This window comes from Escherichia sp. KTE114 (assembly GCF_000407765.1).
In the GTDB taxonomy this organism is placed as follows: domain Bacteria; phylum Pseudomonadota; class Gammaproteobacteria; order Enterobacterales; family Enterobacteriaceae; genus Escherichia; species Escherichia ruysiae.
The window spans coordinates 1,026,013-1,049,132 of the sequence record NZ_KE136626.1 but is presented as its reverse complement, the minus strand read 5'-3'; the positions used below and the strand labels follow the sequence as shown (position 1 = coordinate 1,049,132).

Annotated in this window: 26 protein-coding genes; 11 read left to right on the top strand and 15 right to left on the bottom strand. The window is 50.5% G+C overall.

All coding sequences use genetic code 11. From position 1 onward, the window contains the following. Positions 1–18 precede the first annotated feature (18 nt). Positions 19–1,002 (top strand): 2-keto-3-deoxygluconate transporter, encoded by a 984-nt coding sequence (gene kdgT, locus WC5_RS15720; protein ID WP_024192191.1) that lies wholly within the window; start codon positions 19–21, stop codon positions 1,000–1,002. A gap of 56 nt (positions 1,003–1,058) precedes the next feature. On the opposite strand, the gene WC5_RS15725 is transcribed toward kdgT, so the two are convergent. After that, entirely contained in the window at positions 1,059–1,949 is an 891-nt protein-coding gene (locus WC5_RS15725; protein WP_000139748.1) for a dihydrodipicolinate synthase family protein, read from the bottom strand. Positions 1,950–2,101: 152 nt separating this feature from the next. Between WC5_RS15725 and yiiM the strand changes: the two genes are divergently transcribed. Beyond that, positions 2,102–2,776, top strand: coding sequence for a 6-hydroxyaminopurine reductase (gene yiiM, locus WC5_RS15730; protein ID WP_001270282.1), 675 nt, complete (start codon positions 2,102–2,104; stop codon positions 2,774–2,776). A gap of 101 nt (positions 2,777–2,877) precedes the next feature. Here the strand turns inward: yiiM and cpxA are convergent, their stop codons facing one another. Further along, entirely contained in the window at positions 2,878–4,251 is a 1,374-nt protein-coding gene (cpxA, locus tag WC5_RS15735; protein WP_000580416.1) for an envelope stress sensor histidine kinase CpxA, read from the bottom strand. After that, a complete protein-coding gene (gene cpxR, locus WC5_RS15740) occupies positions 4,248–4,946 on the bottom strand; it encodes an envelope stress response regulator transcription factor CpxR (RefSeq protein ID WP_001033722.1) in 699 nt (232 codons plus the stop codon). The genes cpxA and cpxR overlap by 4 nt, the downstream gene beginning before the upstream one ends. Positions 4,947–5,095: 149 nt before the next feature. Between cpxR and cpxP the strand changes: the two genes are divergently transcribed. The 5 genes from cpxP (at position 5,096) to cdh (ending at position 9,946) form a co-directional block, all read left to right on the top strand. Beyond that, positions 5,096–5,596 (top strand): cell-envelope stress modulator CpxP, encoded by a 501-nt coding sequence (gene cpxP, locus WC5_RS15745; RefSeq protein ID WP_016158830.1) that lies wholly within the window; start codon positions 5,096–5,098, stop codon positions 5,594–5,596. A gap of 148 nt (positions 5,597–5,744) precedes the next feature. Next, positions 5,745–6,647, top strand: coding sequence for a CDF family cation-efflux transporter FieF (fieF, locus tag WC5_RS15750; protein ID WP_001076752.1), 903 nt, complete (start codon positions 5,745–5,747; stop codon positions 6,645–6,647). A 180-nt stretch (positions 6,648–6,827) separates the two neighbouring features. Continuing rightward, positions 6,828–7,790, top strand: a complete 963-nt coding sequence (gene pfkA / locus WC5_RS15755; RefSeq protein WP_001355350.1) for a 6-phosphofructokinase — start codon at positions 6,828–6,830, stop codon at positions 7,788–7,790. Between the two features lie 312 nt (positions 7,791–8,102). After that, complete coding sequence (gene sbp, locus WC5_RS15760; RefSeq protein WP_001045693.1) at positions 8,103–9,092, top strand: sulfate/thiosulfate ABC transporter substrate-binding protein Sbp; 990 nt, start codon at positions 8,103–8,105, stop codon at positions 9,090–9,092. A gap of 104 nt (positions 9,093–9,196) precedes the next feature. Beyond that, positions 9,197–9,946 (top strand): CDP-diacylglycerol diphosphatase, encoded by a 750-nt coding sequence (gene cdh, locus WC5_RS15765; RefSeq protein ID WP_010349502.1) that lies wholly within the window; start codon positions 9,197–9,199, stop codon positions 9,944–9,946. A 55-nt stretch (positions 9,947–10,001) separates the two neighbouring features. Here cdh and tpiA read toward each other — a convergent pair whose 3' ends face one another. Continuing rightward, positions 10,002–10,769, bottom strand: a complete 768-nt coding sequence (gene tpiA, locus WC5_RS15770; protein WP_001216323.1) for a triose-phosphate isomerase — start codon at positions 10,767–10,769, stop codon at positions 10,002–10,004. Positions 10,770–10,876: 107 nt separating this feature from the next. Beyond that, entirely contained in the window at positions 10,877–11,476 is a 600-nt protein-coding gene (locus WC5_RS15775; RefSeq protein ID WP_000834908.1) for a YiiQ family protein, read from the bottom strand. A gap of 100 nt (positions 11,477–11,576) precedes the next feature. Between WC5_RS15775 and WC5_RS15780 the strand changes: the two genes are divergently transcribed. From WC5_RS15780 to uspD, 3 genes are all read left to right on the top strand, one after another. Further along, positions 11,577–12,017: a DUF805 domain-containing protein gene (locus WC5_RS15780; RefSeq protein ID WP_000155270.1), complete on the top strand. Its 441-nt coding sequence runs from the start codon at positions 11,577–11,579 to the stop codon at positions 12,015–12,017. Between the two features lie 211 nt (positions 12,018–12,228). After that, positions 12,229–12,528, top strand: a complete 300-nt coding sequence (locus WC5_RS15785; protein ID WP_000655994.1) for a DUF406 domain-containing protein — start codon at positions 12,229–12,231, stop codon at positions 12,526–12,528. Between the two features lie 11 nt (positions 12,529–12,539). Further along, positions 12,540–12,968, top strand: a complete 429-nt coding sequence (gene uspD / locus WC5_RS15790) for a universal stress protein UspD (protein WP_000323549.1) — start codon at positions 12,540–12,542, stop codon at positions 12,966–12,968. A gap of 4 nt (positions 12,969–12,972) precedes the next feature. On the opposite strand, the gene fpr is transcribed toward uspD, so the two are convergent. From fpr to glpF, 4 genes are all read right to left on the bottom strand, one after another. Further along, positions 12,973–13,719 (bottom strand): ferredoxin--NADP(+) reductase, encoded by a 747-nt coding sequence (gene fpr, locus WC5_RS15795; RefSeq protein WP_000796312.1) that lies wholly within the window; start codon positions 13,717–13,719, stop codon positions 12,973–12,975. A gap of 96 nt (positions 13,720–13,815) precedes the next feature. Continuing rightward, on the bottom strand, positions 13,816–14,826 hold the full coding sequence (glpX, locus tag WC5_RS15800) for a class II fructose-bisphosphatase (protein WP_001250644.1): 1,011 nt from the start codon (positions 14,824–14,826) through the stop codon (positions 13,816–13,818). A gap of 196 nt (positions 14,827–15,022) precedes the next feature. Next, complete coding sequence (gene glpK, locus WC5_RS15805; RefSeq protein ID WP_000136801.1) at positions 15,023–16,531, bottom strand: glycerol kinase GlpK; 1,509 nt, start codon at positions 16,529–16,531, stop codon at positions 15,023–15,025. 22 nt (positions 16,532–16,553) lie between these two features. Further along, complete coding sequence (glpF, locus tag WC5_RS15810) at positions 16,554–17,399, bottom strand: glycerol uptake facilitator protein GlpF (protein ID WP_000084275.1); 846 nt, start codon at positions 17,397–17,399, stop codon at positions 16,554–16,556. Positions 17,400–17,823: 424 nt separating this feature from the next. Here glpF and zapB point away from each other — a divergent pair, with 424 nt between their 5' ends. Next, on the top strand, positions 17,824–18,069 hold the full coding sequence (gene zapB / locus WC5_RS15815) for a septal ring assembly protein ZapB (protein ID WP_001296623.1): 246 nt from the start codon (positions 17,824–17,826) through the stop codon (positions 18,067–18,069). 38 nt (positions 18,070–18,107) lie between these two features. Here the strand turns inward: zapB and WC5_RS24740 are convergent, their stop codons facing one another. The 6 genes from WC5_RS24740 to hslV all read right to left on the bottom strand — a co-directional run bounded on the left by WC5_RS24740 (position 18,108) and on the right by hslV (position 23,033). After that, positions 18,108–18,734, bottom strand: a complete 627-nt coding sequence (locus WC5_RS24740) for a hypothetical protein (RefSeq protein ID WP_016231506.1) — start codon at positions 18,732–18,734, stop codon at positions 18,108–18,110. Positions 18,735–18,856: 122 nt separating this feature from the next. Continuing rightward, the gene (locus tag WC5_RS15820) at positions 18,857–19,531 is read right to left on the bottom strand and encodes a hypothetical protein (protein WP_016231505.1); all 675 of its coding nucleotides are present in this window, start codon (positions 19,529–19,531) and stop codon (positions 18,857–18,859) included. Between the two features lie 59 nt (positions 19,532–19,590). Continuing rightward, positions 19,591–20,076, bottom strand: a complete 486-nt coding sequence (rraA, locus tag WC5_RS15825) for a ribonuclease E activity regulator RraA (RefSeq protein WP_000872908.1) — start codon at positions 20,074–20,076, stop codon at positions 19,591–19,593. A 92-nt stretch (positions 20,077–20,168) separates the two neighbouring features. Then, on the bottom strand, positions 20,169–21,095 hold the full coding sequence (gene menA / locus WC5_RS15830) for a 1,4-dihydroxy-2-naphthoate polyprenyltransferase (RefSeq protein WP_010349503.1): 927 nt from the start codon (positions 21,093–21,095) through the stop codon (positions 20,169–20,171). Positions 21,096–21,161: 66 nt separating this feature from the next. After that, positions 21,162–22,493, bottom strand: coding sequence for an ATP-dependent protease ATPase subunit HslU (hslU, locus tag WC5_RS15835; RefSeq protein ID WP_001293348.1), 1,332 nt, complete (start codon positions 22,491–22,493; stop codon positions 21,162–21,164). A 9-nt stretch (positions 22,494–22,502) separates the two neighbouring features. Then, entirely contained in the window at positions 22,503–23,033 is a 531-nt protein-coding gene (hslV, locus tag WC5_RS15840; RefSeq protein ID WP_000208242.1) for an ATP-dependent protease subunit HslV, read from the bottom strand. Positions 23,034–23,120 lie beyond the last annotated feature (87 nt).

Below are 23,120 nucleotides of genomic sequence, written 5' to 3'. Positions count from 1 at the left end.
TGCCGATAGGTGATGAAAATGCAGATAAAACACACGATAGAGAAAATCCCAGGAGGGATGATGCTCGTCCCGCTGTTCCTTGGCGCACTGTGTCACACTTTCTCGCCAGGGGCGGGAAAATACTTTGGTTCATTCACAAATGGAATGATTACCGGCACGGTGCCGATTCTGGCGGTGTGGTTTTTCTGCATGGGGGCATCGATAAAATTAAGTGCGACGGGAACGGTATTGCGTAAATCCGGTACGCTGGTGGTAACCAAAATTGCTGTGGCGTGGGTGGTTGCGGCAATTGCTTCACGCATTATTCCTGAACATGGTGTTGAAGTTGGATTCTTTGCCGGACTTTCAACGCTTGCGCTGGTGGCGGCGATGGATATGACCAACGGCGGACTTTACGCTTCGATCATGCAGCAGTATGGCACTAAAGAAGAGGCCGGAGCGTTTGTATTAATGTCGCTGGAATCCGGGCCGCTTATGACGATGATTATTCTGGGGACTGCCGGGATTGCATCGTTTGAACCGCATGTTTTCGTCGGTGCGGTATTACCGTTCCTCGTCGGCTTTGCGTTAGGGAACCTTGACCCTGAGCTGAGAGAATTTTTCAGCAAAGCCGTACAGACGTTGATCCCGTTCTTTGCCTTTGCGCTGGGCAATACCATTGATTTAACCGTGATTGCTCAGACCGGTTTGCTGGGGATTTTGCTGGGTGTGGCGGTGATCGTCGTGACCGGTATTCCGTTGATTATTGCCGATAAATTGATTGGTAGTGGCGATGGTACAGCCGGAATCGCGGCTTCCAGTTCTGCCGGTGCTGCGGTGGCGACGCCGGTACTGATTGCTGAAATGATCCCCGCCTTTAAACCAATGGCGCCAGCGGCAACTTCGCTGGTGGCGACGTCAGTGATTGTGACCTCGATTCTGGTGCCAATTTTGACTTCTGTCTGGTCGCGCAAAGTTAAAGCCAGAGCGGCGAAAATCGAAATATTGGGTACGGTGAAGTAATCTCCATCCATATAAATCAAGAGGCCGGATGATTTGTAGTCATCCGGCCTTTTGCGTTATCTGACAAAGACTTCATCAATCGTTCGACATTCACTTTCGTTTAACTCACCACCCGCATTGCGTGATACGCCAGTGCAATAGCCAAACTTACGCGATACCACCGTCTTGATGGTAGTGACAAAATCCTCACCGATGGCGTAGATGGACATATAAGTGCCAATCTGTTGCTGAATCTCTTGTAAAGCCGCCAGGTCGCCGCGTTTGAAGGCTTCACGGGCTTCGACAAACAGCTCCGGCATAACGTTGTTCAGGCCGGATATTATTCCCGCGCCGCCGGCCAGCAGATTAGGAATGTAATACTCGTCATAGCCCGAAAGCACTGCAAAATCAGAACGAACTGCCTGGGTTGCCTGAATCATGCTGCGGGTGTGTGACTGGCAATCGACGGTATCTTTAATTCCGGCAAAGTCAGGAAATTCACTCGCCAGCGTGGCGACCAGGTCAGGGGTTAAATCACAACCGGTTCTTGCCGGGAAGTTATATGCGAACCATTTGCCCTGTAATTCGCGCCCCAGATGGCGGAAATAGCTTAATAATTGCTTTGCCGTCTGACCGTAGTAGTAAGGCGGGAGGATCATCACTGCATCATAGCCTGTGCGATACGCTTCTTGCGCCATCACCAGTACATCGTGTGTGCAGGTGGAAGAAACGTTAGCGACCATTTTTAATGTGCTCATGGAACGCGCTTCGCGGATAAGCATGAGCCTCTCTTCGAGGGTGAAAGAGGCAAATTCACCAATGCTACCCATCAGCAATATCACATCAATATTGGCTTCTGTTAGCCGCTGCAGATGCTTCTTCAGTCCGTTAAGATCCACATTACCGTCTTTATCCATTGGCGTAATGGAAGGGCACCAGACGCCAGAAAACTGTGTTTGCTCGGTCACGTTGTACACTCCTGATAATGAAATGGCGTTTCAAATTCATCTCATTGATAACATTTCTAAGACGTCGTCATGTGAACCGTGCTCTCATTTTGCGCGCCTGACGTAAAATAAATATGGTCTAATGGGGAAATTTCTCGGTGGAGAGGGAACAGATGCGATATCCGGTTGATGTATACACAGGCAAAATACAGGCTTATCCCGAAAGCAAACCCAGCGCGATTGCGAAAATCCAGGTCGATGGCGAGTTGATGTTGACAGAGCTGGGGCTGGAAGGTGACGAGCAGGCAGAGAAAATAGTTCACGGTGGGCCGGACAGGGCGCTGTGTCACTATCCTCGTGAGCATTATCTCTACTGGGCGCGGGAATTTCCTGAACAGGCAGATTTGTTTGTTGCGCCTGCGTTTGGTGAAAACCTCTCAACCGACGGCCTGACGGAAAGCAATGTTTATATTGGCGATATTTTCCGCTGGGGTGAGGCATTAATTCAGGTCACCCAGCCGCGCTCTCCGTGCTACAAACTCAATTATCATTTTGACATCAGCGATATGGCACAGTTGATGCAAAACGCCGGTAAAGTTGGCTGGCTGTATAGCGTGATTGCGCCGGGGTTGGTATCTGCGGATGCGCCGCTGGAGCTGGTTTCTCGCGTCAGCGATGTCACCGTGCAGGAGGCAATAGCTATCGCATGGCATATGCCGTTTGATGACGAGCAGTATCACCGTTTACTCTCCGCTGCCGGGCTGTCGAAAAGCTGGACGCGGACGATGCAGAAGCGCCGACTTAGCGGCAAGATTGAAGATAATTCGCGGCGTTTGTGGGGGAAATAACCCCCGAAGAGTAGGCCTGATAAGACGCGATCAGCGTCGCATCAGGCATCCTGCTCAAATGCCGGATGCGGCGTAAACGCCTTATCCGGCCTGCGCGGAGTTTAACTCCGCTTATACAGCGGCAGCCAAATCACCAGCCGTAAACCGCCCAGCGGGCTGTCTTCAGCTTTAACCCAACCACGGTGCTGCTGAATGGCAGTTTCGACAATCGCCAGCCCCAATCCTGTACCGCCAGATTCACGATCGCGTGCTTCATCGGTCCGATAGAACGGACGGAAAATCTGTTCGCGATCTTCCGGGCTAACGCCAGGACCATCGTCGTCCACCGTAATGGTGATACCGTCTTTATCTACCGCAAAGCCCACTTCAATCTTCGTATGGGAATAACGCAGGGCATTACGAACAATGTTTTCCAGCGCACTTTCCAGGGCGTTCGGGTTGCCGTACAGCGGCCATGGCCCAGGCGGGAAGTTAACGGTAAACGACTTGCCCATCTGCTCCGCTTCGAACGCTGCGTTATCCAGCACTTCGCTCCACAACTGGTTGGCTTTGATGGTCTCGCTCACCAGCGCGTTTTTCTGCTGATTACGTGACATCACCAACAGGTCGTTGATCATGCTGTCCAGACGTTGTGCTTCGGTTTCAATTCGCTCCAGTTCCTTACTTTCACCACTACGACGGCGCAGTAACGCCGTACCCAGTTGCAGACGCGTCAGCGGCGTGCGCAGCTCGTGAGAGATATCAGAAAGCAGGCGCTGCTGAGAGGTCATCATGCGCTCCAGCGCGGTGACCATCTGGTTAAAACTGGCACCTGCGGCAAGAAATTCCTGTGGCCCCGCTTCCAGTTCCGGATGCTGGCGTAAGTTTCCCTGGGCGACTTCATCGGCAGCGTTTTTCAGCTTACGCGCCGGTTTTGCCAGACTCCAGGCTAACCACAACAGCAGCGGCGTACTGACCAACATGGTGACAATCAGCAGTAATAGCGGACGGTCAAACAGTAAGTTAATGAAATCGGATTGAGAACTGCTGGCTGGACGAATCAGATACAGTTGGTAATTATCTTCGCCATCACGCACAGAGAACGGGCCGACCAGTTCCACGCGACCATACTTTTTCTTCTGCGGATGATCGGCGTTATCGGCCTGGCCAATAAAGTTGCGAATGATCTGCATTTCGCTGCGTTCTGCGCCAATCACGCGGCCTTCGGTGGTCACCAGTAACAAACGCTGCCCCGGTGGTGCCCACTTATCAATGGCACGGAACAGACGGCGCCACCACATTAAATCGTTGGGTGGATCGTTCGCCAGTTCCGCTTCGACATGCTGCTCAATCATCAGCCCCTGACGCTGTTCGCTATCCAGAAGCTCGGTCATCTGGCGTGAATCGAGCTTGGGTAACATCAAAACCAACATCAATACCAGCGCCAGCGTCAGCCAGAAGATGGCGAAGATGCGCGCGGTTAAGCTGCCTATCATGAAGCGGAAACCATCAGATAGCCGCGACCACGCAAGGTTTTAAACCACGGGTGACCATCTTTACGATCCGGCAGCTTACGACGCAGGTTGGAAATGTGCATATCGATAGCGCGGTCGAAAGGCGTCAGGCGTTTGCCCAGCACTTCCTGGCTTAAATGTTCACGGGAAACCACCTGACCCAGATGCTGTGCCAGCAAATAGAGCAGGGTAAACTCAGTGCCGGTTAACTCCAGCGTTTGCCCATCGAAGCTGGCTTCCTGACGGCCTGGATTCAGCACTAAGGCATCAACTTCAAGCGTCGGTGAACCGTTGTCGTTGTTTTGCTGTTGCTCGCTCCAGTGCGAACGGCGCAGGATCGCGCGAATACGTGCCACCAGCTCACGATCATTAAACGGTTTCGGGAGATAGTCATCTGCGCCCAGCTCAAGGCCGAGAACGCGATCAAGTTCACTGCCGCGTGCCGTTAACATAATGACAGGCGTCTGGTGTGTCTGGCGAAGTGCTTTTAATGTGTCGATACCATTTTTCTTTGGCATCATTACATCAAGCAAAAGTAAATCAATGCTGTCGTCCAGAAGATCAAGCGCCTGTTCCCCATCGTGGGCAACAATTACGTTGAAGCCTTCCATCTCGAGCAGCTCCTTTAACAGGGAAGTCAGCTCTCGGTCATCATCAACTAACAGGATTTTATTCATTGTTTAAATACCTCCGAGGCAGAAATTACGTCATCAGACGTCGCTAATCCATGACTTTACGTTGTTTTACACCCCCTGACGCATGTTTGCAGCCTGAATCGTAAACTCTCTATCGTTGAATCGCGACAGAAAGATTTTGGGAGCAAATGATGCGCATAGTTACCGCTGCCGTCATGGCCTCAACGCTGGCAGTCAGTTCATTAAGCCACGCTGCTGAAGTCGGTTCAGGCGATAACTGGCATCCGGGCGAAGAACTTGCGCAGCGCAGTACGCAGAGCCATATGTTCGACGGCATAAGTTTAACCGAACATCAGCGTCAGCAGATGCGAGATCTTATGCAACAGGCCCGGCATGAACAGCCTCCTGTTAATGTTAGCGAAGTGGAGACAATGCATCGCCTTGTCACCGCAGAAAATTTTGATGAAAACGCTGTGCGTGCTCAGGCAGAAAAAATGGCGAAAGAACAGATCGCTCGCCAGGTTGAGATGGCTAAAGTCCGCAACCAAATGTATCACCTGTTAACGCCAGAGCAGCAAGCGGTTTTAAACGAGAAACATCAACAACGAATGGAGCAGTTGCGCGACGTGACGCAATGGCAAAAAAGTTCATCGTTGAAGCTATTGAGTAGTAGCAACTCACGTTCCCAGTAGTAAACCCTGTTTTCCTTGCCATAGACACCATCCCTGTCTTCCCCCACATGATGTGGGGGTTTTTTTTATCTTCAATTTGCCTGTTGCTTGATGCATTGCAGATGATTTGCTTCCGTTATACTACCGTCAGTTGATAGCGGGAGTATTTATGAATCAATCTTATGGACGGCTGGTCAGCCGGGCGGCGATTGCTGCGACGGCGATGGCTTCGCTGCTATTGCTGATTAAAATTTTTGCATGGTGGTATACCGGTTCGGTGAGTATTCTTGCCGCGCTGGTGGATTCGTTGGTGGATATTGGCGCGTCGTTGACGAATTTACTGGTGGTGCGTTACTCGCTGCAACCTGCCGACGACAATCACTCGTTTGGTCACGGTAAAGCCGAGTCCCTCGCGGCGCTGGCGCAAAGTATGTTTATCTCCGGTTCGGCGCTGTTCCTGTTTTTGACTGGTATTCAGCATTTGGTTTCTCCGACGCCAATGACAGACCCAGGCGTCGGGGTTCTCGTGACTATTGTGGCGCTAATTTGTACGATTATCCTTGTTTCGTTTCAGCGTTGGGTCGTGCGCAGGACGCAGAGCCAGGCGGTGCGGGCAGATATGCTACATTATCAGTCCGATGTTATGATGAACGGTGCGATTCTGCTGGCGCTGGGGTTGTCCTGGTATGGCTGGCATCGTGCTGATGCACTGTTTGCATTGGGAATCGGCATCTATATTTTATATAGCGCGTTACGCATGGGGTATGAGGCGGTACAGTCATTACTGGATCGCGCGCTGCCCGATGAGGAACGGCAAGAAATTATTGATATCGTGACTTCCTGGCCGGGAGTTAGCGGCGCTCACGATCTTCGTACGCGGCAGTCAGGGCCGACCCGCTTTATTCAGATTCATTTGGAAATGGAAGACTCTCTGCCTTTGGTTCAGGCGCATATGGTGGCGGATCAGGTAGAGCAGGCTATTTTACGGCGTTTTCCGGGATCGGATGTGATTATTCATCAGGACCCCTGTTCCGTCGTACCCAGGGAGGGTAAACGGTCTATGCTTTCATAATCAGTATAAAAGAGAGCCAGACCCGCATTTTGTGTATAAAATACCGCCATTTGGCCTGACCTGAATCAATTCAGCAGGAAGTGATTGTTATACTATTTGCACATTCGTTGGATCACTTCGATGTGCAAGAAGACTTCCGGCAACAGATTTCATTTTGCATTCCAAAGTTCAGAGGTAGTCATGATTAAGAAAATCGGTGTGTTGACAAGCGGCGGTGATGCGCCAGGCATGAACGCCGCAATTCGCGGGGTTGTTCGTTCTGCGCTGACAGAAGGTCTGGAAGTAATGGGCATTTATGACGGCTATCTGGGTCTGTATGAAGACCGTATGGTACAGCTAGACCGTTACAGCGTGTCTGACATGATCAACCGTGGTGGTACGTTCCTCGGTTCTGCGCGCTTCCCGGAATTCCGCGACGAGAACATCCGCGCCGTGGCTATCGAAAACCTGAAAAAACGTGGTATCGACGCGCTGGTGGTTATCGGCGGTGACGGTTCCTACATGGGTGCAATGCGTCTGACCGAAATGGGCTTCCCGTGCATCGGCCTGCCGGGCACTATCGACAACGACATCAAAGGCACTGACTACACTATCGGTTTCTTCACTGCGCTGAGCACCGTTGTAGAAGCCATCGACCGTTTGCGTGACACTTCTTCTTCTCACCAGCGTATTTCCGTGGTGGAAGTGATGGGTCGTTACTGTGGCGATCTGACGCTGGCTGCGGCCATTGCCGGTGGTTGTGAATTTGTTGTGGTTCCGGAAGTTGAATTCAGCCGCGATGACCTGGTAAATGAAATCAAAGCGGGTATCGCGAAAGGTAAAAAACACGCAATTGTGGCGATAACCGAACACATGTGTGATGTTGACGAACTGGCGCATTTCATCGAGAAAGAAACCGGTCGTGAAACCCGCGCAACTGTGCTGGGCCACATCCAGCGTGGTGGTTCTCCGGTGCCTTACGACCGTATTCTGGCTTCCCGTATGGGCGCTTACGCTATTGAACTGCTACTGGCAGGTTACGGCGGTCGTTGCGTAGGTATTCAGAACGAACAACTGGTTCACCATGACATCATCGACGCTATCGAAAACATGAAGCGTCCGTTCAAAGGTGACTGGCTGGACTGCGCGAAAAAACTGTATTAATGATTTCGGGCAGATTTCTTTCGCCTGAAACCGATGACAGAAGCAAAAATGCCTGATGCGCTTCGCTTATCAGGCCTACATGAATTCTGCAATCTATTGAGTTTGCAAGTTTTTGTAGGCCGATAAGGCGTTCACGCCGCATCCGGCATGAACAAAGCGCACTGTGTCAGCAATATGAGGCGGATTTCTTCCGCCTTTTTAACTCCCCAACATATACCCGCAAGTTATAGCCAATCTTTTTTTATTCTTTAATGTTTGGTTCACCTTCTGGCACGCTTTGCTTATCACAACACAACATAAGAGAGCCGGGCGATGAACAAGTGGGGCGTAGGATTAACATTTTTGCTGGCAGCGACCAGCGTGATGGCAAAGGATATTCAGTTACTTAACGTTTCGTATGATCCAACGCGCGAGTTATACGAACAATACAACAAAGCCTTCAGCGCCCACTGGAAACAGCAAACCGGCGATAACGTGGTGATTCGTCAGTCGCACGGTGGTTCAGGGAAACAGGCAACATCGGTAATCAACGGGATAGAAGCTGATGTTGTTACGCTGGCGCTGGCTTACGACGTAGATGCGATTGCTGAACGTGGTCGAATTGATAAAGAGTGGATCAAACGTCTGCCGGATAACTCCGCGCCGTATACCTCCACCATTGTCTTCCTGGTACGTAAGGGCAACCCGAAGCAAATCCATGACTGGAACGACCTGGTTAAACCGGGTGTTTCGGTGATCACGCCTAACCCGAAAAGCTCCGGCGGTGCACGCTGGAACTATCTGGCAGCGTGGGGATATGCCCTGCACCACAACAATAACGATCAGGCAAAAGCACAGGATTTTGTGCAATCGTTGTATAAAAACGTTGAAGTGCTGGACTCCGGTGCGCGTGGTTCAACAAATACTTTCGTCGAGCGCGGGATTGGTGACGTGCTGATAGCCTGGGAAAACGAAGCACTGCTGGCAGCGAATGAACTGGGGAAAGATAAGTTCGAAATCGTCACGCCGAGTGAGTCTATTCTCGCTGAGCCGACGGTGTCGGTTGTCGATAAAGTGGTGGAGAAAAAAGGCACCAAAGAGGTGGCAGAAGCCTATCTGAAATATCTCTACTCGCCAGAAGGTCAGGAGATTGCAGCCAAAAACTATTACCGTCCACGCGATCCTGACGTGGCGAAAAAGTATGAAAATGCTTTTCCGAAGCTGAAGTTATTCACCATTGATGAAGAGTTCGGCGGCTGGACGAAAGCGCAAAAAGAGCATTTCTCTAACGGTGGTACGTTTGACCAAATCAGCAAACGTTAATTTTGTTGACGATAACCAGACCCGGTGGCATCTCGCGACCGGGTTTTTTATTTGTCGCGATTTTGCGTTACCCTTGCATCTCTTTGAGGTACAGGGAAAAAACGATGAAAAAAACGGTTATTCTCATTTTGGTGATGATAGTTATCGCCGTTGCTGCGGGTATCGGCTACTGGAAATTTACCGGTGATTCGGATGTGTTACGTAAGATTGTCCTTGAGCAATGTTTGCCCAACCAGCAGCAAAACCAAAATCCTTCGCCATGTGTGGAAGTAAAACCCAATGCCGGATATGTGGTTTTAAAAGACATTAACGGTCCACTGCAATATCTGTTGATGCCAACATATCGTATTAACGGTACTGAAAGCCCTTTGTTGACCGATCCTTCAACGCCGAACTTCTTTTGGCTGGCCTGGCAGGCGCGTGATTTTATGAGTAAAAAATACGGTAAGCCGGTTCCCGATCGCGCGGTCTCGTTGGCGATAAACTCCCGCACGGGACGCACGCAAAACCATTTTCATATTCATATCTCTTGCATCCGTCCTGATGTGCGCGAACAACTGGATAATAACCTGGCGAACATCAGCAGTCGCTGGTTGCCGCTGCCGGGCGGATTACAGGGGCATGAATATCTGGCGCGCCGGGTAACGGAAAGCGAACTGGTTCAACGTAGTCCGTTTATGATGCTGGCGGAAGAAGTGCCAGGAGCGCGGGAACATATGGGAAGTTACGGGCTGGCGATGGTACGACAGAGTGATAACTCGTTTGTATTACTGGCGACGCAAAGAAATCTGCTGATGCTAAACCGTGCTTCAGCCGAGGAGATTCAGGATCATCAGTGTGAGATTTTGCGTTAAGGCGAGCAGTTAAGGAAAGTTAAGTGCCGGATGTGAAATCCGGCACCTGTCAGACTTAAGCCTGTTTAGCCGCTTCTGCAGCTTTAACGATCACCGCAAAGGCGTCAGCTTTCAGAGAAGCACCGCCAACCAGCGCGCCGTCGATGTCCGGCTGAGCGAACAGTTCTGCAGCGTTAGACGCGTTTACAGAACCGCCGTACTGGATGATCACTTGTTCAGCGATGTCAGCGTCAACTTTAGCAATGTGATCACGGATGAATTTGTGAACAGCCTGTGCCTGCGCCGGAGTTGCAGATTTGCCAGTACCGATTGCCCATACTGGTTCGTAAGCGATAACCGCACCTTCGAATGCTGCCGCACCTTGAGTTTTCAGCACTGCGTCGATCTGACGTGCGCAAACTTCTTCAGTTTTGCCCGCTTCGTTCTCAGCTTCAGTTTCACCAATGCACAGAACCGGAGTCAGACCTTGCTCTTTCAGCACAGCGAATTTTTTCGCGATCAGTTCGTCAGACTCTTTGTGGTAAGTACGACGTTCAGAGTGACCGATGATGATGTACTGTGCGCCGATGTCTTTCAGCATAGCGGCAGAGGTTTCACCGGTGAATGCGCCGGACAGGTTCAGATCCACGTTCTGCGCACCCAACATGATGTGGCTGCCTTCAGCTTCACGCTTCGCCATATCGATGTACATTTCCGGTGGTGCGATTGCAACCGCACAGCCAGCAACACCTGCCAGCTCTTTACGCAGGTTAGAAACCAGCTCGTGAACCATGTGGCGGCTGCCGTTCAGTTTCCAGTTACCCATCACTAAAGGATGTCGCATTTTAATTCTCCACGCTTATAAGCGAATAAAGGAAGATGGCCGCCCCGCAGGGCAGCAGGTCTGTGAAACAGTATAGAGATTCATCGGCGCAAAGGCTTTGCTTTTTGTCATTTATTCAACCCTTCCAGCGTTTCAGATAGCGCCAGCTTAATCGGTTCAACAGCGAAGGTCAGTCCCTTTTCGCCGTTGTCCGCGACAACATAGCGCAACGCGCCTTCTGTCTCAGTGTAGTAACGTTTGTTTTTCCCCGCCGTAAGGAGTGACTGCAGCTTTTTCTGACTTTGTGTTTTGGTCATCAGCGGGGTGAGTGTGCGGATCATTGCTGCCATGTATTCCTGGGCTTTCGCTTTAGCGGCTTTTTGCTCTGGCCCCTGGATTGGCAGCCAGGTAATTTGAATGCTTTTGATTTTTAAGGTGCCGCGCTCAAGCGCCGTGGAAGCATACAAGTTCTCGTTAATTTTACTGGCGGCGCGAGTCAGGTTGGCTTTGTCGGGGCTGCTGTCGATGGCACGAAATTCGTTCAGTGGCAGATTGGGGTTCTGGCTGTTAAAGTCTTCTCGAAACTGGCTGATGGAGAGATCGAAAGTGGGGGCGCCAGCCAGCAGGTAGGGCGCTGTCGTTGACGTGCCAGGCGATTGTGCGTGCACCGTTGCACTAACGGATAACACGGCAGATAAGAGAAAAAACACTGAACACCCTGACTTCATCGGCAGTACCTTTTGTTATGACTGGGTTCGATTAAAACGATATCTGTCGCCCTTGTCAAAAGGGTAGAATCCTGGAAAAGACAACCATCAAGGAACTTACATGACCATACAGCAATGGTTATTCTCATTTAAAGGGCGTATTGGACGCCGCGATTTCTGGATTTGGATTGGCCTCTGGATCGTTGGCATGTTGGTGCTTTTCTCACTGGCGGCTAAAAAACTACTCGATATCCAGACCGCCGCGTTTTGCCTTGTGTGCCTGTTATGGCCGACAGCGGCAGTGACGGTGAAACGACTGCACGATCGTGGGCGTTCTGGCGCATGGGCATTTCTGATGATTGTAGCGTGGATGCTTCTGGCGGGTAACTGGGCGATTTTACCGGGCGTCTGGCAATGGGCGGTGGGGCGGTTTATTCCGACGTTGATTCTGGTGATGATGCTTATCGATCTTGGCGCATTTGTCGGCACCCAGGGCGAAAATAAATTTGGTAAAGACACCCTGGACGTAAAGTATAAGTCTGAGAATAAATCAAGCCATTAATCTGCAATATATCTCTTATTGCTATTTTTATCCGGTATCGTTATTTCCATATTGCAAATGACGGTACCCGGAAAATCTCCCTCATTTCCTCACCTTAATCAATATCAAAAAAAATGGTAATCCATAAGATCATTACTTGTTTGTTCTTCCCTTAACGGCGCATTATTCTTAAGTGGCAATCGACAGAGAGGCGAATATACAGAGGTGCCCTATGAAAGATGTCGTAGATAAATGCAGTACTAAAGGATGTGCGATTGATATCGGTACGGTGATTGATAACGACAACTGTACCAGCAAACTTTCGCGCTTTTTTGCTACTCGCGAAGAAGCAGAGTCCTTTATGACCAAACTGAAAGAGCTTGCAGCCACTGCATCCTCTGCGGATGAAGGTGCCAGCGTGGCCTATAAGATTAAAGATCTGGAGGGGCAAGTCGAGCTTGATGCAGCTTTCACCTTCTCATGCCAGGCCGAGATGATTATTTTTGAGATATCACTGCGTTCACTTGGTTAATGGAGTTAAACATGGCTTATAAACACATTGGCGTGGCAATTTCCGGGAATGAAGAAGATGCCCTACTGGTGAACAAAGCCCTGGATCTCGCCAGACATAATGACGCTCATCTGACGTTAATTCATATTGATGATGGCTTAAGTGAGTTGTATCCGGGTATCTACTTCCCCGCAACAGAAGATATTCTTCAACTGTTGAAAGATAAGTCGGATAACAAACTGTATAAGCTGACGAAAAATATTCAGTGGCCGAAAACGAAACTGCGCATTGAGCGCGGCGAAATGCCGGAAACACTGCTGGAAATTATGCAAAAAGAGCAGTGTGACCTCCTTGTCTGTGGTCATCACCACTCGTTTATCAACCGTTTGATGCCGGCATATCGCGGGATGATCAATAAGTTGAGTGCGGATCTCTTGATCGTGCCGTTTATCGACAAGTAACCGCTTACCAGTAATGCTCCGCTGTCATGTGACCCGGTCGGCGACGTAAATGCTTCGTCATCTGCCGGGTCTCTTTCAGCAGTTGTTGCGTATCACGTACCATCTGCGGATTACCACACAGCATCACATGGCTGGTTTCTTTATTCATTGACAGTCCAACCGCGTTTTCCAGTTCACCGCTTTCAATTAACGCCGGTATTCTCCCGGTGAGTGAGCCCTCTGCCGTTTCCCGACTGACAACCGTCTGAATGCGCAGTTTTCCTTCGTAGCGTTTTTCCAGTTCCTGCATCAGTGGCAAATAGCTTAAGTCGGCGGCATAACGCGCGGCGTGAACCAGTACCAGATTTTTGAAGCGATCTAAATCCTTGCCTAATTGCAGAATCGACAAATAAGGGCCAATCGCTGTACCGGTTGCCAGCATCCATAGCGTTTCACAATCTGGTACTTCATCCAGTACAAAGAAGCCAGCCGCTTCGCTAACCACCTGCACTTCGTCACCCGGTTTTAGTGCCGCCAGTCGCGGGCTTAATTTACCATCGGGGACGGTGACCAGGTAAAACTCCAGGTCGGGATTGTCGGGCGAATTGACGTAAGAGTAGGCGCGCTGGACGCGTTCGCCGTCAATTTCAAGGCCAAGTTTGGTGAATTGCCCGGCGGTAAATGGATGCACAGGGGCGTGAACGGTGAGACTAAACAGGGCGTCGGTCCAGTTCTGCACTTTAGTGACTTTACCTGTTACCCAATCAGCCATGTTTCTCTCCTGTTTTGATTGACTTGCCTTATCTTCGTTCTCCGGCCAAAAAAATTCCAGTCCCGAAGGACTGGAAGGCTCAATCGATCAAATCAATCAGAGAATATGCACCTGCATTTCCGGGTCTTTACGATCCAGATAATGGATGGACTGAATACGGCGAATAGTGCGGGATTTGCCACGGATTAGCAGCGTTTCGGTCGTCGCGATATTGCCTTTGCGGCTAATCCCTTCCAGCAGATCGCCTTTGGTGATACCGGTGGCAGAGAAGATGACGTTATCGCTACGCGCCATATCGCCCAGACGCAGCACTTTACCCGCTTCGATGCCCATCGCTTTGCAGCGTGCCAGCTCCTGCTCGCCAATGCGACGATTCTCTTCGTTGTCGCCTTTGACGTCATGACGAGCCAGCAGACGACCATTCATATCGCCATCTAATGCGCGGATCACCGCCGCTGAAACCACGCCTTCTGGCGCGCCGCCAATACCGTACAGCACGTCAACTTCACTGTCTGGCATACAGGTGAGAATCGAGGCTGCGACATCGCCATCAGGAATGGCAAACACGCGCACGCCGAGTTGCTGCATTTCTGCGATAACCGCGTCGTGGCGCGGTTTCGCCAGAATAGTGACCGTCAGTTCGCTTAACGGTTTGCCGAGTGCCGCTGCAACATTGCGTAGGTTATCCGCCAGCGGCAGATTCAAGTCAATGGTGCCCTTAGCTCCCGGTCCGACGATCAGCTTTTCCATATACATATCCGGCGCATTAAGGAAGCAACCCTTATCGCCGACAGCCAGCACCGCCAGCGCGTTAGCCTGACCCATCGCCGTCATGCGCGTGCCTTCAATCGGGTCAACAGCAATATCTACCGCATCGCCGCGACCAGTACCGACTTTTTCACCAATGTAGAGCATCGGTGCTTCGTCGATTTCGCCTTCACCAATGACGATGGTGCCGTCAATGTTGACCTGGTTGAGCATAATACGCATGGCGTTTACCGCCGCGCCGTCAGCGGTGTTTTTATCGCCGCGTCCTAACCATTTGTAGCCAGCCAGCGCCGCAGATTCGGTGACGCGGGAAAATTCGATGGCAAGTTCTCGTCTCATAGCAAACTCTAAGCAGTAAGGAATGGCGCGAAGTGTAGCACAGGGGAAGGGCGGGATTATTGATGTGTGCGGGGTTGCCCCCGCACGGTTTCAGAGTCTGCATGATGCCGGATATGTATCCGCCTCGTAGGCCTGATAAGACGCGTCAGCGTCGCATCAGGCGATCAGCATCAGACAATCGTTCAGATGTCTGGCATCACTCCTCGTGTTCTTCCCACGCCATCGCGCGTTTAACCGCTTTTTTCCAGCCAGCGTAACGGTAATTACGCTCGGTGGTTTCGATGCCAGGGCGGAACTCACGTTCAATCACCGCTTTCTCTTGCAGCTCGTCGAGGTTCTGCCAGAAACCGACCGCCAGACCAGCAAGATAGGCCGCACCCAACGCAGTCACTTCGCGAACTTCCGGACGCTCAACGCGGGTGCCGAGAATATCCGACTGGAACTGCATCAGGAAATTGTTCGCCACAGCACCGCCGTCCACGCGCAGCGCGTGCAGACGAATACCGGAGTCGGCCTGCATCGCTTCCAGTACGTCACGCGTCTGATAAGCAATAGACTCCAGCGTCGCGCGGATGATGTGGTTAGCATTCACCCCACGAGTCAGACCGAAAATCGCCCCGCGCGCATACGGATCCCAGTACGGCGCGCCCAGACCGGTAAAGGCCGGAACGACATATACGCCGTTGGTATTTTGCACTTTGGTGGCAAAGTATTCGGAATCGTCGGCGTCGCTAATCAGCTTCATCTCATCGCGTAACCACTGAATCGATGCGCCCGCCATAAATACCGCGCCTTCCAGCGCATAGTTCACTTCGCCAGTCGGGCCACAGGCGATGGTCGTAAGCAGGCCGTTTTCTGATGTCACCGCTTTCTCACCGGTATTCATCAACATAAAGCAGCCTGTACCATAGGTATTCTTCGCCATCCCTTCTTTAACGCACAACTGACCGAATAGCGCCGCCTGCTGATCACCCGCGATCCCGGCGATCGGAATACGCGTGCCTCCTTTACCGCCGATGTTGGTCTGACCGTATACTTCCGAAGAGCGACGCACTTCTGGCAGCATCTCGCGCGGGATATCCAGTGCGTCGAGCATTTTGTCGTCCCAGTCCAGAGTATGGATGTTGAACAACATGGTGCGAGACGCGTTGGTGTAATCGGTCACGTGAACGCGACCTTGAGTCATTTTCCAGATAAGCCAGGTATCAACCGTACCAAACAGCAGTTCACCACGACGCGCACGCTCGCGGGAGCCTTCCACATGGTCGAGGATCCACTTCACTTTGGTGCCAGAGAAGTACGGGTCAATGACCAGACCGGTGTTATTACGAATGTACTCTTCCATGCCATCGCGTTTGAGATGCTCGCAGATCTCAGCGGTACGACGGCACTGCCAGACAATGGCGTTATAGATAGGCTTGCCGGTTTCTTTTTCCCAGACGATAGTGGTTTCTCGCTGGTTAGTAATCCCAATAGCTGCAATTTGATCGGAACTGATATCGGCTTTCGCCAGCACTTCTACCAGCGTAGAGCTTTGGGTGGCCCAGATTTCCATTGGGTCGTGTTCTACCCAGCCTGGTTTTGGGTAGATTTGCTCAAATTCGCGCTGTGACACGCTAATGATATTGGCATCGTGATCCATCACGACTGCGCGGGAGCTGGTGGTGCCCTGGTCGAGCGCAACGATATATTTTTTTTCAGTCATGTTTAATTGTCCCGTAGTCACATTACAGTGAAGCTTTTTGTTCTGAAGGAGTTGTGATCTCCTTTTCTTCCACAACACAGATATCGCAAGGCAAATGGCGGCCAATCAGTTTGCGGTAGGCAAATGCACCTACAATCGCGCCAACGATAGGGCCAAAAAGCGGCACAAGGAAGTAAGGAATGTCTCTGCCGCCGGTAAAGGCGACCTTGCCCCAGCCCGCCAGCCAGGCAAAGATTTTCGGACCGAAGTCACGCGCTGGGTTCATGGCAAAGCCTGTCAATGGACCCATAGATGCGCCGATGACCGCAATCAGTAGACCAATCAACAACGGTGCCAATGGCCCACGCGGTACACCGTTACCATCGTCCGTGAGCGCCAGGATCAGCCCCATCAGAATAGCGGTAATCACCATTTCAACTGCGAAAGCCTGCACAAAATTGATATGAGGGTTAGGGTAAGTAGAGAATGTGCCCGCCAGATCAACACTTTCGACGCTGCCGCGAACAATATGATGGGTCTGTTCGAAGTCGAGGAATAAATTGTAGTAAAGCCCGTAAACTAATGCCGCAGCGCAGAAAGCACCGGCAACTTGTGAAACGATAAAAGGAATAACTTTTCGCTTGTCGAAACAGGCAAACAGCCACAACGCAATAGTGACAGCGGGATTAAGATGCGCGCCGGAAACCCCTGCGGTCAGGTAGATGGCCATTGCCACCCCTAGTCCCCAAATGACACTGATTTCCCACTGACCAAAAGACGCACCAGCGACTTTAAGTGCTGCAACGCAACCCACACCGAAAAAAATCAACAACCCGGTCCCTAGGAATTCAGCAATGCACTGGCCTTTCAAGGTTGATGTTTGACTCATAATCGGATCCTGAAGAGTTAATGTTTGTTGTAAGCGTGAAAGTCACTGACGTTCACGATGCTTGTAGGCATCCTGTGAATTTATCGTTAACGAGCAAAAACGAGAAATATCGAAATCAAAATGTGTGTGCCGCGTCATAAAATGAGCGTTATCGCGCCATTTCTTTCATATTTTCTTACATGATGCACGTTTGTTAAATCATTCTTGCAACAAATTTTTTAACATTTTCGATTCGTGTGGATTATGTCACCAGGAGAAGGATGAAAAGTGTGGCAAACTGGAATCTGCAAGGCGTGCTGCTGGACAGAGATGGCGCGGCTTCATACAATCGGAGCTAACGAAAACGCGCACGTATTTATTAAGGCGTCACCGATAATCGGGACGAGGATTTATATCCATCAACGCCTTGCAATTCAGGAGAGGTATGACAATGTCATTAGAAGTGTTTGAGAAACTGGAAGCAAAAGTACAGCAGGCGATTGATACCATCACTTTGTTGCAGATGGAAATCGAAGAGCTGAAAGAAAAAAACAACTCACTGTCGCAGGAAGTTCAGAATGCCCAGCATCAGCGTGAAGAGCTGGAGCGTGAGAACAACCATCTGAAAGAACAGCAGAACGGCTGGCAGGAACGTCTGCAGGCTCTGCTGGGTCGCATGGAAGAGGTTTAATCTTTTCCACTCAGAGGCGCCGCAAGGCGCCTTATTTTTTACTTCACTGCATTTTTAGCAGAAAGCATAATCCCCATCGCCTGTTGGCGATATTTATCTGCCGTATCTGGCTCCATCAATGCAATGATCCCCACAGCCCTGGGGGTGTCCTCAAGATAAACACTGATGGTTCTCTTCTGCTGACCATCGAAATTTATCAACACATCCTGATACTTACAGGTGAAATGTTTGGCATTACAGTCATTAAATTGGAAGGTTTCTTCATTGTATTGATCCTTGAGATTGTCTCGCTGCATCTTCTTTAACTCTTCCAGCGAGTCATCGGCGCTACGTCCTGCGGGTAGGCGGAAAGCAGAAATAAAGATGCTATTATCTTCACTTCTTATATCAATGGTTTTATCTGTACGAATGGAAATCGTTTTCCAGTGTCTGTTAGGGACAGTCACGGAAATAGCGGCATTCTCAAACGTATATTGCCATGGGGTGATTATGCGAAACGTATTGCTGATATTGGATAAAAGTAGTACCCCCAATACCCAACAGCACCCGCGAGTAAAACTGGCGAAGTTACGCGTTTTTTTAGCGAATGCGCACAGAATACCTGACACAAGCACGGGAAGTAACAGCGGCCCCAGAAGTACTGAACCGATATACTCGCCAACCATGCCAGGATCTCCAGACAGTAGGTTGCTGTGCTGAAGGTGACTAAGAAAAGCAGTTATTATCCATAGTATTAATAAGATAACGTATCTCATATCAATCCCTTATTATTAACATGCACATCAGATCATTGACGGGCAGAAAGCATCATTTTCATTACTTCTTCTTGATATTCGTCCAAATAATCTGGGTCGATGGCTGCGACCAGTTGTATCAAATTAGTGTTATCCAGTAGAGTCATGAAAATAGCATGTCTTACTTTGCCATCACTCATTGTTTGCACTCCTTCCTGATAAGCGCAGGTAAATCCCTGAACATCACAAACATGCATTTCTGCAGTTCCGTTTTGAGTCGCGGTAAGTTCCTCGATTGAATGTACACCGAGTTCATTTTGTGAGAAGGCAACAATAGCTAAAATAGCATGGGCATCCCGAGTCACCAGGGTTGGTCCTTGTTTTACTATATTGGCAACCCACTGTTTGCTCGGAACTATGACGGTGATACCTGGCCCCGGGAAAGTATATTCCCATGTGCTATGTCGTTCCCACACCGTATAGCTGCTATAGATAAGAAATAACCCCATTAACCAACAAGTGCCGCGAATAAAGCTGCGGCTGCTTCTTTTTTTTATCGTTATACAGATGATTGTGGCGATAATAAATGATAAGGCAAGTGGGTTAAAAAATACGTTAGCAAAATATAAAATCATTTCACCCGTGTTGCCAGATAAAAGGAATTTGTAGCGGAAATGGTTAACGACTATAAGTAATAAATATATAAATAAAAGAATAATATTCTGCATGAATACGTCCATGTATAAAAAAGGGGAATTTAATTCCCCTTTTAACGCATGGCAGATACTTATTCAATATCCAGCGGATCTTCAGAAAGAATAATCCCGGTATTGTCGGCGTAGAGATGGTCGCCGGAGAAGAAGGTGACGCCGCCAAAGTTGACGCGGACGTCGCTTTCGCCAATGCCTTCGCCAGCAGCACCGACCGGAATTGCCGCCATCGCCTGGATGCCGATATCCAGCTCTTCCAGATCATCTACCTGACGCACCGCGCCGTAAATGACCAGCCCTTCCCATTCATTTTGTACTGCCAGACGCGCCAGTTCAGCATCGACCAGTGCGCGACGAACAGAACCACCGCCATCGACGACAAGAACACGACCACGACCATTCTGTTCGAGCAGATCATACAGCAACCCGTTGTCCTCGAAACATTTTACCGTGATGATTTGTCCGCCAAACGACGCCCGTCCACCAAAGTTGGAGAACAGCGGTTCCACGACGTTGACATCTTCTTGATAGATGTCACAAAGCTCGGAAGTATCGTATTTCATAGGCTTAACATTCAGTTGCTGCGAGAATTTTCAGTATATCGCGCTATGTGGGTTGTTGGCAAAATCATCAATTGTTAATTGATATTTGTCAGTTATGCTGCCCACTGGCTTAGGAATATCCCTAAAACAAACAGCAAGTTAGTCAGTAATGCGCCCTTGACAGTGCGTTCCAGCATTGGTCGCATCGCTACCGGATCCATTTCACGCATCACATAACGAGCCTGTTTCACCAATAACGGCGTTGCCAGCAGGAACAACCAGCCCCACAGGCTGTGCAGCGAAAAGAGATTAAACAGCGCCAGGCACACCAGTGAGCCCATCAGCAGGCAGGCATGGTAACGACGTGCGTTTACTGCACCTAAGCGCACCACCAGCGTGTTTTTGCCATTCTCGCGGTCGCTATTAATATCACGCAGGTTATTAATGTTTAGAACCGCTGTTGCCAGCAGGCCACAGGCGGTCGCCGGAAGGATCAATGCCGGAATCAACGTATGCGCCTGCAAATACCAGCTCCCCATCACGCTCAACCAGCCAAAGAAAACCAGTACGGAAATATCACCCAGACCGATATAACCATAAGGGCGATTGCCCACGGTGTAGGTGATAGCGGCGATGATCGACAAACCGCCCAGAATCAGGAAGCCGACAAAATCGGTCAGCGTATGGCACGCCACTGCGACCAGCGCCAGTCCGGAGAGACAGATGAGCACGACGGTAATGATGAGCGCCCGTTTCATCTCTTGCTGGGTAATAACCCCTTTTTGCATACCACGTAGCGGCCCGATACGGTCAGGTTTGTCGCTGCCTTTGACGGCATCGCCGTAATCATTGGCGAGGTTAGAAAGGATCTGTAATAGCCCGGCGGTAATCAGTGCCAGCAGGGCGACCAGTGGATCGAAGTGACCTTGCCACCATGCCAGTGCTGTCCCGACGATAATTGCAGCAAAGGCGAGGGGGAGGGTTTTAGGTCGTAAACTTTCCAGCCACGCCTGAGTTCGGCTAATTTGTTGTTCAGTCATAATACGCGCCAATAAAAATGGGGCCTTTCTGCCCCATCAAACAATGATGAAAATGATTGAACGCGATTATAGGATAAAACGGCTCAGATCTTCATCTGCCACCAACGCATCCAGATGTTTGCTCACATAATCTGCGTCAATGGTGATAGTTTGACCGCTTAAATCGCTGGCGTCGTAGGAAATCTCTTCCATCAAACGCTCCAGAACGGTATGTAAACGACGTGCACCGATGTTTTCGGTAGATTCGTTCACCTGCCATGCCGCTTCCGCGATACGCTTAATACCGGAATCCGTAAATTCGATATTCACGCCTTCAGTCGCCATCAGTGCTTTGTATTGCACGGTGATAGAGGCATTCGGCTCGGTCAGAATGCGCTCGAAGTCGCTGGTGGTCAGCGCCTGGAGTTCGACGCGGATCGGCAGACGACCTTGCAGTTCCGGGATCAGGTCAGACGGTTTCGCTACCTGGAATGCACCAGAAGCGATAAACAGAATGTGGTCAGTTTTGACCATCCCGTGTTTGGTAGAAACGGTGCAACCTTCTACCAGCGGCAGCAGGTCACGCTGAACGCCTTCACGAGAAACATCCGGACCAGAAGACTCGCCGCGCTTACAGATTTTGTCGATTTCGTCGATAAACACGATCCCGTGCTGTTCAACGGCGTCGATAGCGTCTTGCTTCAGTTCTTCCGGGTTAACCAGTTTCGCCGCTTCTTCTTCAATCAGCAGCTTCATGGCGTCTTTGATTTTCAGCTTACGTGCTTTTTGCTTCTGACCGCCCAGGTTCTGGAACATGGACTGCAACTGGCTGGTCATCTCTTCCATTCCCGGAGGCGCCATAATTTCAACGCCCATCGGTGCTGCGGCAAGATCGATCTCGATTTCTTTGTCATCGAGCTGGCCTTCACGCAGTTTTTTGCGGAATGCCTGACGGGCAGCGGACGGCTCCTGCTGCTGTTCGGTCTGTCCCCAGTTGTTTTTAGCTGGTGGGATCAGCACGTCGAGAATGCGCTCTTCTGCCAGTTCTTCAGCGCGATAGCGGTTTTTCTCGATAGCTTGTACACGCACCATTTTCACGGCGGCATCGGTCAGATCGCGGATGATAGAATCGACTTCTTTACCCACATAACCGACTTCGGTGAATTTGGTCGCTTCAACTTTGATGAACGGCGCGTTTGCCAGTTTTGCCAGGCGACGGGCGATTTCAGTTTTACCGACGCCAGTCGGGCCGATCATCAGGATATTTTTCGGAGTCACTTCATGGCGCAGCTCTTCGTTGAGCTGCATACGACGCCAGCGGTTACGCAGTGCAATCGCCACGGAACGCTTGGCGTTATCCTGGCCAATGATGTGCTTATCAAGTTCGCTGACGATTTCGCGTGGGGTCATTTCAGACATGGGAGATCCTTACGCTTTGTAGCTTAATTCTTCGATGGTGTGGAAATGGTTGGTATAGATGCAAATGTCGCCTGCAATATCCAACGCCTTTTCAGCAATTTCACGGGCGCTAAGTTCAGTGTTTTCTAACAGCGCGCGCGCCGCAGCCTGGGCGTAAGGGCCGCCGGAGCCGATAGCAATAAGATCGTTTTCTGGCTGCACCACGTCACCGTTACCGGTGATGATAAGCGATGCAGTTTCATCCGCGACTGCCAGCAGTGCTTCAAGTTTGCGCAACATGCGATCGGTACGCCAGTCTTTTGCCAGCTCAACGGCGGCTTTGACCAGATGGCCCTGATGCATTTCCAGTTTACGTTCAAACAGTTCGAACAGCGTAAAAGCATCCGCAGTACCGCCTGCAAAGCCCGCGATGACTTTGTCGTTGTACAGACGGCGGACCTTTTTCACGTTGCCTTTCATTACGGTATTGCCCAACGTGGCCTGACCATCACCAGCGATGACCACATGGCCGTTACGGCGTACGCTTACTATAGTTGTCACGAGCTGACCCCTTGGTTACGAATACAGAGTACAAACCCCGTACAAAAGTACGGGGCATAATGCAATTATAGATGGGGGGGATTTTGA

Excerpts from the sequence above, each read along its gene's own strand:
- kdgT (WP_024192191.1), top strand. The coding sequence starts at position 19 with ATGCAGATAAAACACACGATAGAGAAAATCCCAGGAGGGATGATGCTC.
- glpK (WP_000136801.1), bottom strand. The coding sequence starts at position 16,531 with ATGACTGAAAAAAAATATATCGTTGCGCTCGACCAGGGCACCACCAGC.
- zapB (WP_001296623.1), top strand. The coding sequence starts at position 17,824 with ATGACAATGTCATTAGAAGTGTTTGAGAAACTGGAAGCAAAAGTACAG.
- WC5_RS15820 (WP_016231505.1), bottom strand. The coding sequence starts at position 19,531 with ATGCAGAATATTATTCTTTTATTTATATATTTATTACTTATAGTCGTT.
- glpX (WP_001250644.1), bottom strand. The coding sequence starts at position 14,826 with ATGAGACGAGAACTTGCCATCGAATTTTCCCGCGTCACCGAATCTGCG.
- uspD (WP_000323549.1), top strand. The coding sequence starts at position 12,540 with ATGGCTTATAAACACATTGGCGTGGCAATTTCCGGGAATGAAGAAGAT.
- rraA (WP_000872908.1), bottom strand. The coding sequence starts at position 20,076 with ATGAAATACGATACTTCCGAGCTTTGTGACATCTATCAAGAAGATGTC.
- pfkA (WP_001355350.1), top strand. The coding sequence starts at position 6,828 with ATGATTAAGAAAATCGGTGTGTTGACAAGCGGCGGTGATGCGCCAGGC.
- tpiA (WP_001216323.1), bottom strand. The coding sequence starts at position 10,769 with ATGCGACATCCTTTAGTGATGGGTAACTGGAAACTGAACGGCAGCCGC.
- cpxP (WP_016158830.1), top strand. The coding sequence starts at position 5,096 with ATGCGCATAGTTACCGCTGCCGTCATGGCCTCAACGCTGGCAGTCAGT.
- fpr (WP_000796312.1), bottom strand. The coding sequence starts at position 13,719 with ATGGCTGATTGGGTAACAGGTAAAGTCACTAAAGTGCAGAACTGGACC.
- hslU (WP_001293348.1), bottom strand. The coding sequence starts at position 22,493 with ATGTCTGAAATGACCCCACGCGAAATCGTCAGCGAACTTGATAAGCAC.
- glpF (WP_000084275.1), bottom strand. The coding sequence starts at position 17,399 with ATGAGTCAAACATCAACCTTGAAAGGCCAGTGCATTGCTGAATTCCTA.
- WC5_RS15780 (WP_000155270.1), top strand. The coding sequence starts at position 11,577 with ATGACCATACAGCAATGGTTATTCTCATTTAAAGGGCGTATTGGACGC.
- fieF (WP_001076752.1), top strand. The coding sequence starts at position 5,745 with ATGAATCAATCTTATGGACGGCTGGTCAGCCGGGCGGCGATTGCTGCG.
- cdh (WP_010349502.1), top strand. The coding sequence starts at position 9,197 with ATGAAAAAAACGGTTATTCTCATTTTGGTGATGATAGTTATCGCCGTT.
- WC5_RS24740 (WP_016231506.1), bottom strand. The coding sequence starts at position 18,734 with ATGGTTGGCGAGTATATCGGTTCAGTACTTCTGGGGCCGCTGTTACTT.
- menA (WP_010349503.1), bottom strand. The coding sequence starts at position 21,095 with ATGACTGAACAACAAATTAGCCGAACTCAGGCGTGGCTGGAAAGTTTA.
- WC5_RS15785 (WP_000655994.1), top strand. The coding sequence starts at position 12,229 with ATGAAAGATGTCGTAGATAAATGCAGTACTAAAGGATGTGCGATTGAT.
- WC5_RS15775 (WP_000834908.1), bottom strand. The coding sequence starts at position 11,476 with ATGAAGTCAGGGTGTTCAGTGTTTTTTCTCTTATCTGCCGTGTTATCC.
- cpxA (WP_000580416.1), bottom strand. The coding sequence starts at position 4,251 with ATGATAGGCAGCTTAACCGCGCGCATCTTCGCCATCTTCTGGCTGACG.
- cpxR (WP_001033722.1), bottom strand. The coding sequence starts at position 4,946 with ATGAATAAAATCCTGTTAGTTGATGATGACCGAGAGCTGACTTCCCTG.
- sbp (WP_001045693.1), top strand. The coding sequence starts at position 8,103 with ATGAACAAGTGGGGCGTAGGATTAACATTTTTGCTGGCAGCGACCAGC.
- yiiM (WP_001270282.1), top strand. The coding sequence starts at position 2,102 with ATGCGATATCCGGTTGATGTATACACAGGCAAAATACAGGCTTATCCC.